Annotated in this window: 14 protein-coding genes; 8 read left to right on the forward strand and 6 right to left on the reverse strand. The window is 63.4% G+C overall.

Annotated elements, in window-relative coordinates; translation table 11 throughout:
- The first annotated feature begins 45 nt into the window (after positions 1-45).
- On the forward strand, positions 46-864 hold the full coding sequence (locus VLA65_RS06720; RefSeq protein ID WP_332602334.1) for a carbohydrate ABC transporter permease: 819 nt from the start codon (positions 46-48) through the stop codon (positions 862-864).
- A 20-nt stretch (positions 865-884) separates the two neighbouring features.
- A complete protein-coding gene (locus tag VLA65_RS06725; RefSeq protein WP_284988320.1) occupies positions 885-1,739 on the forward strand; it encodes a carbohydrate ABC transporter permease in 855 nt (284 codons plus the stop codon).
- A gap of 18 nt (positions 1,740-1,757) precedes the next feature.
- Here the strand turns inward: VLA65_RS06725 and VLA65_RS06730 are convergent, their stop codons facing one another.
- A complete protein-coding gene (locus VLA65_RS06730; RefSeq protein ID WP_113990700.1) occupies positions 1,758-1,961 on the reverse strand; it encodes a hypothetical protein in 204 nt (67 codons plus the stop codon).
- A gap of 451 nt (positions 1,962-2,412) precedes the next feature.
- Between VLA65_RS06730 and VLA65_RS06735 the strand changes: the two genes are divergently transcribed.
- Together VLA65_RS06735 and metE are read left to right on the forward strand one after the other, a co-directional pair.
- Positions 2,413-3,381: a methylenetetrahydrofolate reductase gene (locus VLA65_RS06735; protein ID WP_332602084.1), complete on the forward strand. Its 969-nt coding sequence runs from the start codon at positions 2,413-2,415 to the stop codon at positions 3,379-3,381.
- A gap of 66 nt (positions 3,382-3,447) precedes the next feature.
- Positions 3,448-5,781 carry a 5-methyltetrahydropteroyltriglutamate--homocysteine S-methyltransferase gene (metE, locus tag VLA65_RS06740; protein WP_332602085.1) on the forward strand — a complete coding sequence of 778 codons (2,334 nt, stop codon included), beginning with the start codon at positions 3,448-3,450 and terminating at the stop codon, positions 5,779-5,781.
- 86 nt (positions 5,782-5,867) lie between these two features.
- On the opposite strand, the gene VLA65_RS06745 is transcribed toward metE, so the two are convergent.
- The gene (locus tag VLA65_RS06745; RefSeq protein ID WP_059389332.1) at positions 5,868-6,374 is read right to left on the reverse strand and encodes a DUF2004 domain-containing protein; all 507 of its coding nucleotides are present in this window, start codon (positions 6,372-6,374) and stop codon (positions 5,868-5,870) included.
- Positions 6,375-6,425: 51 nt separating this feature from the next.
- Positions 6,426-7,403, reverse strand: a complete 978-nt coding sequence (locus tag VLA65_RS06750) for a LysR family transcriptional regulator (protein WP_306959498.1) — start codon at positions 7,401-7,403, stop codon at positions 6,426-6,428.
- Between the two features lie 486 nt (positions 7,404-7,889).
- Here VLA65_RS06750 and nrdH point away from each other — a divergent pair, with 486 nt between their 5' ends.
- The 4 genes from nrdH (at position 7,890) to nrdF (ending at position 11,911) form a co-directional block, all read left to right on the forward strand.
- Positions 7,890-8,132 carry a glutaredoxin-like protein NrdH gene (gene nrdH, locus VLA65_RS06755; RefSeq protein WP_028267421.1) on the forward strand — a complete coding sequence of 81 codons (243 nt, stop codon included), beginning with the start codon at positions 7,890-7,892 and terminating at the stop codon, positions 8,130-8,132.
- A 56-nt stretch (positions 8,133-8,188) separates the two neighbouring features.
- Positions 8,189-8,659 (forward strand): class Ib ribonucleoside-diphosphate reductase assembly flavoprotein NrdI, encoded by a 471-nt coding sequence (gene nrdI / locus VLA65_RS06760; protein WP_059389331.1) that lies wholly within the window; start codon positions 8,189-8,191, stop codon positions 8,657-8,659.
- Between the two features lie 11 nt (positions 8,660-8,670).
- Positions 8,671-10,818 (forward strand): class 1b ribonucleoside-diphosphate reductase subunit alpha, encoded by a 2,148-nt coding sequence (nrdE, locus tag VLA65_RS06765; protein WP_307053035.1) that lies wholly within the window; start codon positions 8,671-8,673, stop codon positions 10,816-10,818.
- A 118-nt stretch (positions 10,819-10,936) separates the two neighbouring features.
- Entirely contained in the window at positions 10,937-11,911 is a 975-nt protein-coding gene (nrdF, locus tag VLA65_RS06770) for a class 1b ribonucleoside-diphosphate reductase subunit beta (protein ID WP_059389329.1), read from the forward strand.
- 97 nt (positions 11,912-12,008) lie between these two features.
- Here the strand turns inward: nrdF and VLA65_RS06775 are convergent, their stop codons facing one another.
- From VLA65_RS06775 to VLA65_RS06785, 3 genes are all read right to left on the reverse strand, one after another.
- On the reverse strand, positions 12,009-12,677 hold the full coding sequence (locus VLA65_RS06775) for a DNA alkylation repair protein (RefSeq protein ID WP_059389328.1): 669 nt from the start codon (positions 12,675-12,677) through the stop codon (positions 12,009-12,011).
- Between the two features lie 118 nt (positions 12,678-12,795).
- Positions 12,796-14,469, reverse strand: a complete 1,674-nt coding sequence (locus tag VLA65_RS06780; protein WP_332602086.1) for an HNH endonuclease signature motif containing protein — start codon at positions 14,467-14,469, stop codon at positions 12,796-12,798.
- A 76-nt stretch (positions 14,470-14,545) separates the two neighbouring features.
- A complete protein-coding gene (locus VLA65_RS06785) occupies positions 14,546-17,683 on the reverse strand; it encodes an efflux RND transporter permease subunit (RefSeq protein WP_442880226.1) in 3,138 nt (1,045 codons plus the stop codon).
- Positions 17,684-17,712: the final 29 nt, after the last annotated feature.

Here is a 17,712-nt window from a genome sequence, read left to right on the forward strand (position 1 = left end):
CTGCGTCGCAGGCTCCGCTTGTTGCCGGTTTTGCCGTCAATACTGATGTTGGCCTTCTTCATGGTGGCACCTGTGGCGTGGTCCTTCTACGCCTCCTTCACCAACGCCGCATTGTCCGGCAAGGCGGCCTTGAACCCCCAATGGGTCGGCCTGGACAACTACGCGCGGATGCTGACGGATTCGGTCTTTCCGCTCTCGGCATGGCTGACGGTAATTTTCGTGGGCGTTTCCGCGATCCTCGGACAGAACGCCCTGGGCCTGGTCATCGCCCTGTTGATGACGAGATCCGGGGGAGCGACGGCGTCGCTGGTGGGCACGGTGGTGGTCGCGGCGTGGATCCTGCCGGAGATCGTGGCGGCCTTCGCGGCCTACGCGTACTTCAGCCAAGACGGCACACTCAACCAGCTCTTGGCAATGTTCGGTGTCCAAGGCACCAACTGGCTCTACGCTTTTCCGATGGCCGCCATCATCCTGGCCAATGTGTGGCGCGGCACCGCGTTCTCGATGCTGGTCTACAGGGCCGCGCTTTCCCAGGTCCCGCGCGACATTTCCGAAGCCGCCCTCATGGACGGCGCCAGGGGTTGGCAACGCCTGGCCTTCATCACCCTGCCGATCATCCGGGGAAGCATCGCCACGAACCTCATGCTGATCACCCTCCAGACTCTCGCGGTATTCACCCTCATCTGGGTGATGACGGCCGGTGGTCCCTCCAACGCGAGCACCACCTTGCCCGTGCTGGCGTACCAGGAAGCCTTCAAGCTCGGAGACATCGGCTACGGCACCGCGATCGCTTCGGTATTGATCCTGATCGGCATGGTCTTCGGGGCTGTGTACGTCAGGCTGATCCGCGGGGCGAAGCCGTGACCTCCCTGCGGCGTGCGCCCCTGCTCGCCGGGAAGCGCCCGACGGCGGTACCAGGGCGGCGGCTCCGCGTGCGCTTCGCTGCCAATGCGGCTTTGGCCGTGATTGGGCTGTGCTTTGTGCTGCCCCTTGCGTGGTTGCTTCTCGCCTCCGTTGATCCGAACGCCGGATACGAGACGCGGTGGCCGCAATCGGCGTCGCCCGCCAATTTCGCCGCCGTGATGACGCCCGGGCTGCTCTTCCAGCCGCTCGTGAACAGCTTCCTGCTCTCTGCCGGAACCGCCGTCGTGAACCTCGCGGTTGCCGTGCTCGCGGCCTATCCGCTGTCCCGCTACCAATCGCGATTCAACAAGCCGTTCCTCTACGCGATCCTGTTTGGCACTTCGCTCCCGGTCACGGCGATCATGGTGCCGGTCTACGGCCTGTTCGTACAGTTGCAATTGCTGGACTCGATGCCGGCAACCATTTTCTTCATGGCAACCACCACCTTGCCGATGGCCATTTGGATGACCAAGAACTTCATGGACTCCGTGCCGTTGGAGCTGGAGGAAGCCGCCTGGATGGACGGCGCCTCGGGACTGGCCACGCTGCGGAGAATCGTGGTGCCCCTGATGAGGCAGGGGCTGGGAGTGGTGTTCATCTTCGTCTTCATCCAGGCCTGGGGGAACTTCTTTGTCCCGTTCATCCTGTTGTTGTCTACCTCAAAGCAGCCGGCCGCGGTGTCTGTCTTCAGCTTCTTTGGCCAGCACGGAGCCATTGCCTACGGGGAACTCGCCGCGTTCTCCATCTTGTATTCGGTCCCGGTGCTTATCCTCTACACGGTGGTCGCCAAGGGTTCGGGAAGCGCGTTTGCGCTGTCCGGCGCGATGAAGGGCTGAGCGGCCGACAGCCAGGACTCAGTCGATGTCCTCCACGATGGTGCCGTAGGGGATGGAATCATCCAGGTGTGCTTGGTGGCCGGTGAGGCCGCGGTTGTAAAGCACCCGCACCCCGTGAAGCTTGTCCGCGGCCGATTGCATCAAGATGGGGCGGACGGTTTGGATGAACCGCTCGTCCTTGCCGTCGAGGTATTCCTGATAACTGGCTGGAAGCTGGATCATGGCAAAAGAATAGTCCTGCAGGACCGTCATGGGGAGGGCTCGCAACGGGCTTCTCTGTGGCGTACTGTTTTCGGCTTTAAACCCTGCCGTTAGCCAAAGCGAACAATCTTCAGAAATCAGGCGAAACCTAGCGTAAAAATGCGTCTTAATTCGGCAGGGGATTTGTGGCGCCCGGAACCCCGATCTAGAGTCGTATTCAAGTTACCGCGGTAACGTGTCAGCGATCCTCCGCCGGATCTGCCTCTTGAAGGCAGGCAGGAGGGTGTGGGTGCCCCCATGTGGGCCTGACATTTGCACACGGACAACTTCATTCCAGGCGTAACAGTCGCGGCTGCGCCCTGCTGGAGTTCGTTGCGTGTATCCCCAAACTCAATTCACCGATTCTGCAGTCCATGGACCTGGCTTTCAAGTCCGTGAACGCAGGCCCGCTGACACACAGCCAAGGACGCAAATGTCACCACCAAGCCTCATCGACACCCATCCAAACTTGACCGGCGCGGCGCCCGTTGCCCTGTCCTACGAACTTTTCCCTCCCCGCTCTCCCGCCGCCGCGGCGTCCCTCTGGACGACCATCGGGGAGCTCGAGGCCACTGACCCCGACTTTGTCTCGGTCACCTACGGCGCCAGCGGCTCCAACCGGGACACCGCCGTCGAGCTCATCAACCGGCTGCTGCTCGAAACGACCCTGCGGCCATTGGCCCACCTGACCTGCGTTGGAAACACCCCGGAGGAATTGGCCGAGATCATCGGCGAGCTCCTGGACAACGGCGTGCGCGGCATCCTTGCGCTGCGTGGCGACCTCCCCAAGGACAGCGGCCAACCAGTCAACGGTTCGCTGCGCTACGCCCAGGACCTGATCGAACTGATCCGCCGCGTGGAACAGCGACGTTCGGCCCTGCTGTGCGCGGGCAAGATCGCCGTTGGCGTGGCCGCCTATCCCACCCGCCACCCTGAGTCGCCGAGCGTGGAGCACGACGTCGAGGTGCTGCTTGCGAAGCAGCGTTCGGGCGCAGACTTCGCCATCACGCAGGTCTTCTTCCACACCGAACAATATGCGGACCTGATCTCCCGGGCCCGGCGTGCGGGCGTCACGATCCCGATCATCCCGGGCGTCATGCCGCTGACCAGCCTTCGCCGGCTCAAGCGCCTCGGCGAGCTCACCGGCGTCGAGCCGGCACCGGAGCTCATCGAGCGCCTTGCCGCGGCGGACAGCGACGCCGAACGGCGCAGGATCGGAGTCCGTGCCACCGTGGACCTGGCCAACGCCGCCCTCCAGGCCGGTGCTCCGGGCATCCACCTGTACACCTTCAACGAGCACGCCTGCGCCCTGGACGTGCTGGACAAGCTTGCCTTGCCCCGGCCGGCCAGGCCCGCCAGCAGGCTCAGTGCCATCGCCCGCCGCCAAGAACTCGTCAGCTGATCAGCCAACGCTGCTCCGCACACCCCTAGACATATCGATTTGCACCTACTGCCCCAAGGAAATCCCATGACTGAACAGAACATCACCCAGTTCCCCGCCGCATCCCTCCTCGGCTACCCGCGCATCGGCCGCCGTCGTGAACTCAAGAAGGCTGTTGAAGCGTACTGGGCCGGCAAGATCGACGCCGCTGCCCTTGACGCCGCTGCCAAGGACATCCAGCTGACCACAGCGAAGCGACTCCAGGAACTGGGCCTCAACGAAGCCGCCGCCGTTCCGGGCACCTTCTCCTTCTACGACCAGGTGCTCGACGCCACGGCTCACTTGGGTGCCGTCCCGGCCCGTTTCGGCCAGTTGCTCAACGCCGAAGGCCAGCTCGACATCGATGGCTACTTCACCTTGGCCCGCGGCAACAAGGAACAGCAGCCGCTGGAAATGACCAAGTGGTTCGACACCAACTACCACTACCTCGTGCCGGAAATCGGCCCGGAGACCGACTTCAAGCTCGCCTCCAACCGCATCGTGGAGGAATTCGAGTTCGCCCTGGCCAACGGCATCGAGACCCGCCCGTACATCGTGGGCCCGGTGACCTACCTTCTGCTTTCCAAGGCTTCGGACGACGCTCCTGCGGGCTTCGGCCCGCTGTCCCGACTCGAGGACATCCTCCCGGTCTACGTTGAGCTGCTCGGCAAGCTTGCCGCCGCCGGCGCCAGCTGGATCCAGTTGGACGAGCCCGCCCTCGTCGTCGACCAGGACACCCCGGCCGAAGAAATCCAGGCTGCCGTTGCCCGTGCCTACGAAGTTCTCTCCGGTGCCGCAGCGCGCCCCCAGCTCTTCGTGTCCACCCCGTACGGCTCCCTCGACGGCCAGCTCGGTACCCTTGCCGCCACCAACATCGACGCCCTGCACATCGACGTCTTCAAGGGCGCGGTACCGTCCGCGGCAGCCCTGGCGGGCCTCGGCAACAAGACCCTGGTTGCCGGAGTCGTCGACGGCCACAACATCTGGCGCAACGACCTCGCGGTCTCGGCCGCAAAGCTCGACGAATTGAAGGCCGCGGCCGGCAAGCTCGCCGTCAGCACCTCCACCTCCACCCAGCACGTTCCGCACGATACTGCCGAGGAAACCCAGCTCTCCGCGCAGCTCCGCAGCTGGCTCGCCTTCGCTGACCAGAAGGCCGTCGAGGTCAAGACCCTCGCCGACTACCTGGCCAACCCGGCTTCCGCGAAGGCCGCCATCGACGAAGCTTCCGCAGTGATCGCCTCCCGCGCTACCGCCGAAGGCGTCCAGCGCGCCGACGTCCGTGCCCGCACCGCTGCCCTCACCGAGGCCGACTTCAACCGCTCCGAGTACTCGGTCCGCGAAGCCGCACAGGAAGCAGCGCTTCACCTGCCGCCGCTGCCCACCACCACCATCGGTTCCTTCCCCCAGACCTCGGAAATCCGCTCCGCCCGTGCCCGCAACAACAAGGGCGACCTCACCAACGAGCAGTACGAACAGCTCATGAAGGATGAGATCAAGCGCGTTGTCGAGCTGCAGGAAGAGCTCGGCTACGACGTCCTGGTGCACGGCGAGCCCGAGCGCAACGACATGGTCCAGTACTTCGCCGAGAACCTCGAAGGCTTCGACGTCACGGTCCACGGCTGGGTCCAGTCCTACGGCTCGCGTTGCACCCGTCCGTCCATCCTTTGGGGCGATGTCACCCGTTCGGCTCCCATCACGGTTGCTTGGGCCGAATACGCGCAGTCCCTCACCAACAAGCCGATGAAGGGCATGCTCACCGGTCCGGTCACCATCCTGGCCTGGTCCTTCGTCCGCGACGACCAGCCGCTGGGCGAGACCGCCAACCAGGTGGGCCTGGCGCTGCGCGACGAAATCGCCGATCTCGAGGCTGCCGGCATCAAGGTCATCCAGGTGGACGAGCCCGCCCTGCGCGAACTCCTGCCGCTGCGCAAGGCCGACCACGCAGCCTATCTGAAGTGGTCGGTTGACTCCTTCCGCCTGGCCACCGCTGGTGCCGCCGACGCCACCCAGATCCACACCCACCTCTGCTACTCGGAGTTCGGCGTGATCATTGACGCGATCGACGGCCTCGACGCCGACGTTACGTCCATCGAAGCAGCACGTTCACGCATGGAGGTTGTCCACGACCTCGAGGCGCACCACTTCGGCCGCGGCGTTGGTCCGGGCGTCTACGACATCCACTCGCCGCGTGTTCCGGGCGAGGCCGAAGTCACCGAGCTGCTGTCCACCGCCGTCAAGCACGTTCCGTCCCGCCAGCTCTGGGTCAACCCGGACTGCGGCCTGAAGACCCGTGGCTACGCCGAGACCGAAGAGTCCCTGCGCAACCTGGTCAAGGCCACCAAGACGGTCCGCGCCAGCCTGCTCGAAGCAGCCAAGTAGACATCACGTAGTACGAACGGCGGCGGCCGGTCACCTCGAAAGGTGACCGGCCGCCGCCTTTTTAATCTTCGGGAGGGATTAACTCTTCAGGATTCCCAGAGGATCTCGTCGTCCACCACGCCGTCCTCGTCCGCCGCGACTACCAGGAGTTCGTCGGTGAAGTGCGAGCCCAAGGTGAAGTCGAGGACGAAATAGCGCTCCGGCTGGCCGGGGTAGATCGCTACATGGCCTAGTTTGAGGGCCTTGAGGAAGACGTCCTTGGTGAGCTGCGTCTTGTCGCGGACGCCGAACACTGCCTCCAGTTGCTCGTCCTTGAGCTGGTTGGAGTGGAAGTGGAGGAATTGCTGGGAGTTGGTGCCGTCCTGGTCCAGCTCCTCGGCGATCATGTCCCGGACCTGGTCCACCAGCTCGGGGAGGTAGCCCAGGCGGTAGTCCACCTTATGGAGTGCCTTCTCGTCGAAGTGGTCGTGCGCGGCGACGTTCAGGTCCAGTTCCAGGGGATTTCCGGCGAGCTCGTGCGAAGCCACGTAACAGTGCTCCCGCCCGTGGTTGAGCTCGATCTCCCCAAAATGTTTGCTCGCTACCTTGCTCATGTCTTCAAGATAGTCCCAAACAAGCGGCGTGTTCCAGCATCCTGGAAGATTTCAGGTGCGTGGTTTGGGCGTTGACTTTTGAGTCGATTTGGGCATCGTAGCGGCACTGCCGGCGTGGACGGTTGCGGTGCTCCCGCGAAGGGTATCGGCCAGCAATTCCGTGAAGAGCTGCACCTGCGCTGTGCGCTTCTCGTTGATGAGCAGGGCGAACACGTTGCGGGCTAGCCGGATGTCCGGAACGTCGAGGACCACGACGCCGGGCGGCCGGTGCCGCAGCGCGAGTTCCGGCACCAGTGCGGCGCCGAGCCCCGCTGCCGCCATCTCGAGGCTGGCGTGGAAGTCGTCGCTATAGGCCGCGACGCGCGGGTGCAGATTGCAACTGGCGAACAAGCGTTCAATCACCACCGCGTCGCTGGTGCCCGGGTGGTGCATGATCCAGGGCATGTCCGAGAGTTGCGAGGCCTGCATTTCGGCGTCCTCCCGGATGCCCCAGGACGCGGGGAGCACCACCCGGAAGTCGTCGTCGCCGATCCATTGCCGGTCCAGGGTGTGGGGCCACGCGAGTCCGGACTGGCCCACTTGGTACACCAGCGCCAGGTCCAGTTCGCCGCCGGTGCGCAGCCCTTGGATGGTTTGGGAAGGTTCGGCCACCCATACACGGAGTTCTATGCCAAGCTTTTTCCAGCGCGGGTTCCGGAGAATGTCCGGCAGGACGTAGGTTGCCAGGCTGGGGAAGATGCCGAGCCGCAGTTCCTGGACGGGGGAGTCCGCGCTCCTCGATGCGGCGGCCAGCAGGGTCTCGACGTCGGTGAGCACTTTGGAGGCATGCCGCACCATGGTCAGGGCGGCTTCGGTGGGAACCACGCTCCGTGGGGAACGGTGGAAGAGTTCGACGCCGGTGTCCCGTTCCAGGGATGCCATCTGTTGGGATACGGCTGAGGCTGTGTAGCCGAGCCGTGCGGCGGCTGCCGCGAAGGAACCGAGCCGCGTGACTTCAAGCAGTGTCCGCAGGTGGAGAAGGTTGACCATCAGTGATCCTTAGGCTCGATGCCGGCCGAAATCCGTGCCCAGCCAGCATAGCGGTGTGAATTCGGTCTCCGCTGCTGCCCGGGGGAGCCACGAAACCGTGTTTGCAGGATGCCGCGACACGCCGGGATCCAAGCGACACGCTGAGGATTAAATGTGGCTAAGTAGTCCACAGGGTGTGGATTACGTCTCCGGATTTGGCGGATTCCCGGACATTTTTACCTCCCTTGCCTGTGGACTACCGGTGCGTAAAATGACATACTTGTAATACATCATCTTGGGGTTCCGCTGAGGCGCTTGCACTACATGTAGTATCGATTTACGGATTGAGCGGGAAACCAGCACAAGACATGCAAGACATGAATGCAAGACGTGAATAGAAGAGTTCGGCCGCCTAGGCGGTCAGCGGGCCAGCATCGGAGTCGGAATCAGTTCCGGTCGGGGCCTGCCAAGCGAAGAGCAAAGACTTCAACAAAGGGGACAGGGACCATGACTGTTACGGTTTACACGAAGCCGGCCTGTGTTCAGTGCAACGCAACCTACCGTGCACTCGACAAAAAGGGCATCGCCTACCAGAGCGTTGACATCTCACAGGATGCCGAGGCCCTTGAGCGCCTGAAGGCCCTTGGATACATGCAGGCCCCCGTCGTGGTGACCGAGCAGGACCACTGGTCAGGTTTCCGTCCGGACAAGATCGAAGAGCTGGCGCTGGCTGCCGCTTCGGTAGCGTAGTTTTTCAGGACTCCGCCACAACAACAAAGTATTCCAATGTAGTCGAGGTGACTCCTATGGCAGCGCTGGCAACAGCAACTGCTCAACTGAACGCTGAAGCCGTCAGCACGCGGAGTCACCTCATCTACTTTTCCTCCACATCTGAGAACACCAAGCGCTTCGTCCAGAAGCTCGGCGTCGACGCGGAACGCATCCCGCTCCATGCCAAGGACGCACCGCTGCTCGCACTGGAACCTTTCGTCCTGGTGCTGCCCACGTATGGCGGCACGAATGGCGAAGGATCGGTGCCCAAGCAAGTCATCAGGTTTCTGAACAACCCGCAGAACAGGGAACTGATCCGCGGCGTCATCGGAGCAGGAAACACCAACTTCGCGGAAAACTACTGCATGGCGGGAGACATCATCGCCACCAAATGCCGGGTTCCGCTTCTTTATCGATTCGAACTCATGGGGACTCCGGAAGATGTTGACCGGGTCAATCAAGGATTGGAAAAGTTTTGGACACGACTGTCGCAGATACAGAAGTAACCAAGGGCGCTATGGACACCGCCAAGGTCAAGAAGCCATTGCCGGAGGCCTACAAGGGCCTTGGCTACCATGAGCTCAATGCCATGTTGAACCTCTATGGTCCGAACGGGGAGATCCAGTTCGAAGCCGACCGCGAGGCCGCGCACCAGTACTTCCTGCAGCACGTGAACAACAACACCGTTTTCTTCCACGACCTGGAAGAGAAGCTGGACTACCTGGTCAAGAACCAGTACTACGAGCGCGAGACCCTCGATCAGTACACGATGAACTTCATCCGTGACCTGTTCAACCGCGCCTACAAGAAGAAGTTCCGCTTCGAGACCTTCCTCGGCGCCTTCAAGTTCTACACCTCCTACACGCTCAAGACCTTCGACGGCAAGCGTTTCCTGGAGCGCTACGAAGACCGTGTCTGCATGGTTGCCCTGCACCTTGCCCGCGGCAATGAGGAGCTGGCCAGCCGCCTCGTCGACGAAATCATCGACGGCCGCTTCCAACCCGCCACGCCCACGTTCCTCAACGCCGGCAAGGCCCAGCGCGGCGAACTGGTCTCCTGCTTCCTGTTGCGCATCGAAGACAACATGGAGTCGATCGCCCGCGGCATCAACTCGGCGCTGCAGTTGTCCAAGCGCGGCGGTGGCGTGGCCCTCTCGCTGACCAACATCCGCGAGCACGGCGCCCCCATCAAGCAGATCGAAAACCAGTCCTCCGGCGTCATCCCGGTCATGAAGCTCCTCGAAGACAGCTTCTCCTACGCCAACCAGCTCGGTGCCCGCCAGGGTGCGGGTGCCGTGTACCTGCACGCCCACCACCCGGACATCTACCGATTCCTGGACACCAAGCGTGAAAACGCCGACGAGAAGATCCGCATCAAGACGCTGTCCCTCGGCGTCGTCGTCCCGGACATCACGTTCGAGCTGGCCAAGAAGAACGAGGACATGTACCTCTTCTCCCCGTACGACGTCGAACGCGTCTACGGCGTCCCGTTCTCCGACATCTCGGTCACCGAGAAGTACTACGAGATGGTGGACGACTCCCGGATCAAGAAGACCAAGATCAGCGCCCGCGAGTTCTTCCAGACCCTCGCGGAGATCCAGTTCGAGTCCGGCTACCCGTACATCATGTTCGAGGACACCGTGAACCGGGCCAACCCGATCGCGGGCAAGATCACCATGAGCAACCTGTGCTCGGAGATCCTGCAGGTGTCCACGCCGTCCATCTACGCTGAGGACCTCAGCTACGAGACGGTCGGCAAGGACATCTCCTGCAACCTTGGTTCGATGAACATCGCCAAGACCATGGATTCCCCGGACTTCGGCCTCTCGATCGAGACGTCCATCCGGGCCCTCAGTGCGGTGTCGGACATGTCCTACATCAACTCGGTGCCGTCCATCGCGCAGGGCAACGCCCAGAGCCACGCCATCGGCCTCGGCCAGATGAACCTGCACGGCTACCTTGCCCGTGAGCACGTCCACTACGGTTCCGAAGAGGGCCTGGACTTCACCAACATCTATTTCTACACGGTGCTGTTCCACGCTCTCCGTGCCTCGAACAAGCTGGCCATCGAGACCGGCCAGCCCTTCGGCGGCTTCGAAAACTCGACGTACGCCAGTGGCACGTTCTTCGACAAGTACACCGAGCAGGAATGGGCCCCGGAGACCGGGCGCGTCCGCGAGCTCTTCGCAGGCATCCACATTCCCACGCAGGACGACTGGCGCGAGCTGAAGGCTTCCGTCATGGAGCACGGCATCTACAACCAGAACCTGCAGGCCGTGCCTCCCACGGGTTCCATCAGCTACATCAACAACTCGACGTCCTCGATCCACCCCGTCGCGTCGAAGATCGAGATCCGCAAGGAAGGCAAGATCGGCCGCGTCTACTACCCGGCCCCTTACCTGACGAACGACAACCTGGAGTACTACCAGGACGCGTACGAGATCGGTTACGAGAAGATCATCGACACCTACGCCGCGGCCACGCAGCACGTGGACCAGGGCCTGTCCCTGACTCTGTTCTTCAAGGACACCGCCACCACGCGTGACATCAACAAGGCGCAGATCTACGCATGGCGCAAGGGCATCAAGACGCTCTACTACATCCGCCTCCGCCAGCTCGCGCTGGAAGGGACCGAAGTTGAGGGCTGCGTTTCCTGCATGCTGTAACCGATAACGGTTGCTTATTTGCGGCAGCTGCCGCGCCTCAAAACTGAAGAGTACGACGCCGGGTGAGCGCCCGGCGTCGTACGCTTACCTTAAAGAACACATACGTTAAGGGGACGAAATGACCGAGAAGGTCAAGCTGCTTAGCCACGTCGAAGCGATCAACTGGAACCGCATCCAGGATGACAAGGACGTGGAGGTCTGGAACCGCCTGGTCAACAACTTCTGGCTGCCGGAGAAGGTGCCGCTGTCCAACGACGTCCAGTCCTGGCACACCCTGACGCCGGACGAGCAGCAGCTCACCATGCGCGTCTTCACGGGCCTGACCCTGCTGGACACCATCCAGGGCACGGTTGGCGCAGTTTCCTTGATCCCGGACGCGATCACCCCGCACGAAGAGGCCGTGTACACCAACATTGCCTTCATGGAGTCGGTGCACGCGAAGTCGTATTCCTCGATCTTCTCGACCCTGTGCTCCACCAAGGAGATCGACGACGCCTTCCGCTGGTCCCTCGAGAACGAGAACCTGCAGAAGAAGGCACAGATCGTCATGGACTACTACCAGGGCGACGATCCCCTGAAGCGCAAGGTCGCTTCCACGCTGCTGGAATCGTTCCTGTTCTACTCCGGGTTCTACCTTCCGATGTACTGGTCTTCCCGGGCCAAGCTCACGAACACGGCAGACCTCATCCGCTTGATCATCCGCGACGAAGCCGTGCACGGCTACTACATCGGCTACAAGTTCCAGAAGGGCCTCGAAAAGGTCTCCGAGGAAAAGCGCCAGGAAATCAAGGACTACACGTTCGAGCTGCTCTTCGAGCTGTACGAAAACGAAGTCCAGTACACGCACGACCTGTACGACGGCGTCGGCCTGGCTGAGGACGTCAAGAAGTTCCTGCACTACAACGCCAACAAGGCCCTCATGAACCTCGGCTACGAGGCGATGTTCCCGGCGTCCGTCACCGACGTAAACCCGGCCATCCTGTCGGCCCTGTCACCTAACGCTGACGAGAACCACGACTTCTTCTCGGGGTCGGGGTCGTCTTACGTCATTGGTAAGGCTGTTAACACTGAGGATGAGGACTGGGAGTTTTAGTTCCTTTTCCTCGGCGTCGGTCGTCTTAGCCGTCAACGAAGCTGCCCCCGCACGGAAATCCGTGCGGGGGCAGCTTCGTTATTTCCTTCCCCAATACCTACTTATCTAGTCGGCGCACCATTTCAGTGATCCAGATGGGCGCGAACGGAGAGGTGCAGTTCGGGGGAGTCGGGTAATCCTTGAGCACCTCCAGGCGCTCACCGATGTCGATGGCGCGGGCGCGGTAATCGGCGTGTTCGATTCCGATCTGGGCCAGGCAGTGGTTCATGGCCCATTGCAGGCGGTCCGGGGCGTCTTTCATTTCGGCCTCGATGACGTCGAGCAGTCCTGCGAGGTCCAGGCCCTCGGGATTCTTTGAAACGCGTTCAGTGGTCAGAGCCCAGCCGGCACTCGCGACCACTGGATCGGGATCGGTGAACCAGGCAAGGCGGAGCTCTTCGCAGTGCGGATTCTTCTTCACCACGTAGTTGACGAGCCAGTCGTGCACTTTGGGTACACGTGCAGCACGCAACATGACGTCCAGCTCATCGCGCTCGAACGCCTTCGGACGGCAGATAAGGATCGCGAGCAGTCTGGCTGCCGTGTCTTCGGTCGCCCAGAGCTGGTGCGCGAGTTCCTGCTGCGTCTTCAACCGCTTCGCGAGCGCGCGCAGTTTGCCGAGGTTCACACCGTGATCGTCACCGTGTTTCTCGTTCACCGCGCGTGCTTTCGGGTCCTCGAGCGCGGCCAGCTCGGCAACTATCTCGTGCACGGACGTCTCTGCCACCTCAGCCTCCTGTTCATCATTTGTGGCTTGAGCTTACTAGGACGCGCAGCCTCGCCGCGCCGTCACGAGGGCGTGCAGAGGCTGCCGGCCGGTGTCCCCTCTCCGGACTTCCACGTGGTCAGGCGCTTTGGTGCGCGGCGGATTCCGGGAAGGGGTCGTCGAGGAAGGTGGGCTCGCTTAGCCAGCCCGGATCGCCTGGATCGCCTGGATCGTCGGAATCGGCGTCGGGCCATGGGTGCGCGGCCGTGAAGGAGTTCCAGTCCGGGAACGGATCCGCGGGCAGTTCCGGTTCCTGAAATGCGGGCGGGTCCAGGTCAGGGAGGGTGTCCGATTCCTGGCCGGTCGGCAGGTGGTGTGGCCAGTGGGGTGGTTCCCAGTCCTGGTGTTCACTGGGGTAGTGCCGGTGTGAGGGTGAGGTCCACCCGGGGGGATTGTCTTTGCTGGCGGGGGTGGGGGTCCATGCGGTGGTGTGTTTGAGGCGGTGGTGTTTGGGGCAGGCCTGGCCGAGGTTGGAGATGCCGGTGGTGCCTCCCTCGGCCCAGGCCAGGAGGTGGTCTGCTTCGTTGTCCAGGGAGTGGTTGTTGCAGCCTGGGAAGGGGCACTTGCCGTCGCGGAGCCGGAGCCATTGGCGCTGGGCTGTGGTGAGGCGGTAGCTGGTGCGTCCGATTTCCAGCGGGGCGCCGTCGCGGGGGTCGGTCAAGACCCGGTGGAAGGACTCGGCGCCGTCGGCGACCAGTGCCCGGGCCATGGAGGGCGGGATCGGCCCGTACCCGTCGAGCGTGGCCGGTTCGTCCGTGGCGCCCAGCAGGGACAGGACCGGGACGGTGATCAGGACCTGCGCCCTCGGGGATGGAACCGGCCCTGCCAGCCCCGGTTCAACTCGTCGGGCGCCCGTGCCGCTGGCTCGCGAACCGCCGTCGCCCGTGCCGCCGTCGGGCAGTCCGCCGTCGACCGTCGCGGAGCCGGTGTTGGCGAGGAGCCAGGTGGCGGTGATGTCGGCGCGGAGTTGGGCGAGGGTCCGGGCCTCGTGGGGGCCTTGGAGGGCGCGGGCGGCGGCGGTGGTCCGTTCCCAGATCCCGGCCGCGGTGTCGGCGGGAAGGTGGGCGGAGAGCCAGGCCATGCCGTCGCGGTCCGGGAGGTATTCGACCCGCCGCTCCGCGGCTCGTGTGGTGTGGCGTTCTTCGATGCTGACGGGGTGGTGGCGTTCGCGCCAGGTGCGTGCTTTGGCCCGGAACCGGGACGGGACGAGCTCCCCGGCGGGGCAGCCCCGGGAGGGGTTGGGGGCGTCGGGGTCCAGGAAGTGCGCTTCAAGGGCCGCTGCTGCGGCCGGGCCCAGGCCGTCGGTTTCGTCGACGATGATCCGGGCGTGCTGCCAGGAGATCGTCCCGGCCTGGAGGGCCTTAAGGGTCAGCGCCAGTTCCGTGGTCAATGCCCGGGATTCGGCCAGGAGGGTGCCGGCGGTTCGTTCGCTGACGGTCAGGACACAGGCGAGCTCGGCGACCAGGGCGAGCTCGTGGGCGGTGGACTCCCGAGGCGAGGACGCCGGCGGCGCCAGGGCCCTGGCCGCCTGGGCGTAGTCCGCGGCGAGCCTCGCTTTCAGCGCGGCGGTCCGGGCCTCCAGCCGGGCCACTTCGGCGAGGCCGTCCAGGCAAGCATCCGCCCGATCCCGGAGCGGATCGGCGGTCTCGGAAGAACCGGCGTCGCGGGTGAAGGAGGCAAACGCGGCGACGGACGCGGCAACGGCCTCCACGGCCGCCCTGCTCTCCGCACTCCACGTTGTCCTTCGATCCATACCCACAGCATCGCAGGAGGCACCGACAATTTAGCCTTGGCGACAGGGCTGGGACGCGTGCGCGAGGCAGAATCGGCTAGCTAGGTTCCTGCGCTCGGGAAGGAACCACTCGCCTGAATCTCCGGAAAAGGAACGTGAGTGCCTCCCGTGGATCACGGGACCCTGCTTTTGCGAAGCGGAGGTAGAGCGAGGGGACAATGAACAAATTGAGCAGGGTGGACGTGACGAGTCCGCCCAGAATGACCACGGCCATGGGGTGTTCAATTTCGTGGCCCGGGATATTTCCCATAACCACCAAAGGCACCAAGGCAAGTCCGGTAGCCAAGGTGGTCATGAGGATCGGGGAAAGCCGTTCCGCCGCTCCGCGCAACACGAGGGCGCGGCCGAAGGCTTCGTCCTCGTTCCTTTCCAGATGCTGGCAGTGGCTGATGAGCAGGATCCCGTTGCGGGCTGCGATGCCCATCACCGTGAGGAAACCGACGAGTGAGCCAAGCGAGAGGACCCCGCCGGTCACGTAGGCAGCGAAAACCCCGCCGACCAGGGCGATGGGGAGCGTCAGCAGCGCGAGCAGGGCCAGCCGCCAGCTCCGGAACGACGCTTGCAGGAACAGGAAGATCAGGGCCAGGGCCGCCACGGCGAAGATCGTCAGGCGTTCGGTGGCCGCCTGGCGTTCCGTGTACTCACCGAGGAGTTGGACGCTGCAACCCGGCGGCAGCTTCATGTCTTCGAGGCGTTCCTGGAGCGTGCGGACAACGGTCCCGAGGTCTGCCCCCTGATCGATAAAGGAACCGACCTCAACCCGGCGGGATCCGTTGGTGCGGTCAATGAGGTTGGGTGTCGATTGCACGCTGACGGAGGCGACGTCGGCCAGCCGGACGCGCTGTCCCCCGGGGGTGTCGATCGGCAGGTCCTCGATACTGGTGACGCTGGCGCGGGTCTCCGGGGTGCTCCAGACTTGGACGTCGTAGGCGCGTCCGTCCCGGAAGACGTCGCCTACTTCTTCCCCGGCCACGAGTGTCGCGGCGGCCCGCCTCACGTCGCCGGGTTTCAGCCCGTACTTTTGCGCTGCGGCAAGGTCCACCTTGACCGTGATCTGCGGTACCTCGACTTCCAGGGAAACGTGGGGTTCATTGGTGCCCTGGATATGGTCAAGGATGGACTTGATCTTCTGGGCCTGGTCCCGCAGCACGTTCAGGTCGTCCCCGTAGACCCGGACCAGGATTGGTTCGCTGGAGCCGGTCAAGACCTCTTCGATCCTCTCTTTCAGGTAAGTCTGGACGTCGCGGTGCAGGCCCGGATAGCCGTCGACAACCTCCTGGACAGCTGCCACCGTTTTTTCGTAGTCGGCGTGGCGGTCGATGCTGATCCAGTTTTCCCCGGCGTTGACGCCGACGATTTCGTCTGCGGTGAACGCCTGGCCGATGTGGGTACCGCAGTTCAGGACCCCGGGCACCTTGAGGAGCTCCTCACAGCCCCTTTGTGAGATGCGGTATTCCTCCGCTGCCGAAGTGCCGGGCTCTGCGACCCAGTGCATCAGGAAGTCCCGTTCCTTGAAGGTGGGGAACAAGGACTGGCCCAGCAACGGAGCGATCACCAGCCCCGCGAGAGCGACGGCGCCGAAACCGGCGTAGCCGTAGCGGGGCCGGTTCATGGTCCGGGACAAAATGGCGTGATATCCGCGCTTGAGCACCCGGACCAGTGGAGGATCGCGCTGCTCCAGTTTCGCGTTGCCGAGCAGGATCAGGGCCAGGGCCGGTGTCACCGTCAGCGCGACCAGCATCGAGGCGAGGACGGCCAAGGTATAGGAGACAGCCAGCGGCCGGAAAAAGACACCGGTCAGTCCGTCGAGGAAGAAAATGGGAACGGCCGCGACGACGATGATCAGGGTCGCGTAGACAATGGGACTTCGCATTTCCAGGGAGGCCCTGAGCACCACCGAGGCCGTTGGTTCGCCGCTGCCCAGGGCCCTATGTTGTCTGAGCCGGCGCATGATGTTCTCGACGTCGATGATCGCGTCGTCGACGACCACACCCACGGCGATGACAAGCCCCGCCAAGACCATGGTGTTGATGGAGCTCGCCGTGAAGTACAGCACGAGCGCCGCCGTCAGGAGGGAGAGCGGAATGGCCACAAGGCTGATCAGGGCGGTGCGCCACTGGAAGAGGAAGGCGCCGAGGATCATCACAACCAGGAGGCAGCCCAGGAGCAGCGCGAGGCTGAGGTTGGAAATCGCCTCCTCGATGAAGCTCGCCGGACGGAAGATGGTGGTGTCAAAGGTGATTCCACTCAACCCTGGCTGGAGCTGGCGGAGGGCGTCCTCAACTCCCTTGGTCACATCGAGGGTGTTGCCCCAGGGGAGCTTTTCGACGATGAGCATGAGCCCGTGCCCGTTGTTGATGACAGCGTCGCCGATGAGCGGCTGATGGTCTTCAACGACCTTGGCCACGTCGCCCAGGTGCAGCGCGACGCCGTCCTTTTCCCTGATGGTGACCTGTGCCAGGTCCGCTGGGCTCGAAACGGCCTGGACATGCTGGACGCCCATTCTTTGATTCGGACTGTCGATGAAGCCTCCCGTGCCGATGAACCGGCCGGGCGAGTACTTCAGGAGGCCGGCGTCCACGGCTCCGGCGGTGACTTCCATGACCTCGTTGAGCGAGACATTTTCAGCCTTGAGCCGGTCCGGCTGCACCTGGACCTGCAGCATCTGGAGCCTTTCACCCCAGATGGCGACGTTGGCCACTCCGGGTACCCGGAGCAACCGGGCGCGGATCGTCCAGTAGGAGAGCATGGACATCTCGATCAGGGACCGGCTGGAGGAGGTCATGCCAATCTTCATCACGCGGCTCGTCGACGACAGCGGCTGAAGCATGACCGGCGGAGCCGCCCACGTCGGCAGAGCGGATGTCACTGCCGCCATCCGTTCCGAGACCACCTGGCGGGCGTTCAGCAAATCGGTACCCTGCTTGAAGATGAGCACGATCGAGGACAGCTGCGGGACGGACTTGGAGCGCAGCTCATCAAGGCCGGGCATGCCGCTCAGGGAAGCCTCGATCGGTACGCTGACCAGTTCTTCCACTTCCTGCGCGGTCAGGCCGAGGCAGGCCGTCTGGATTTCCACGCGCGGGGGCGCGAATTCCGGAAAGACATCGATGGACGCCGAGCTCAATTGCACTGAGCCCAACAGCATCACCGCGCAGGCCAGTGCAACAACCACTGTCCTGAATTTGAGGCTGATGCCTATGA

This window comes from Arthrobacter sp. S2(2024) (assembly GCF_036662515.1).
Lineage (GTDB): Bacteria > Actinomycetota > Actinomycetes > Actinomycetales > Micrococcaceae > Arthrobacter.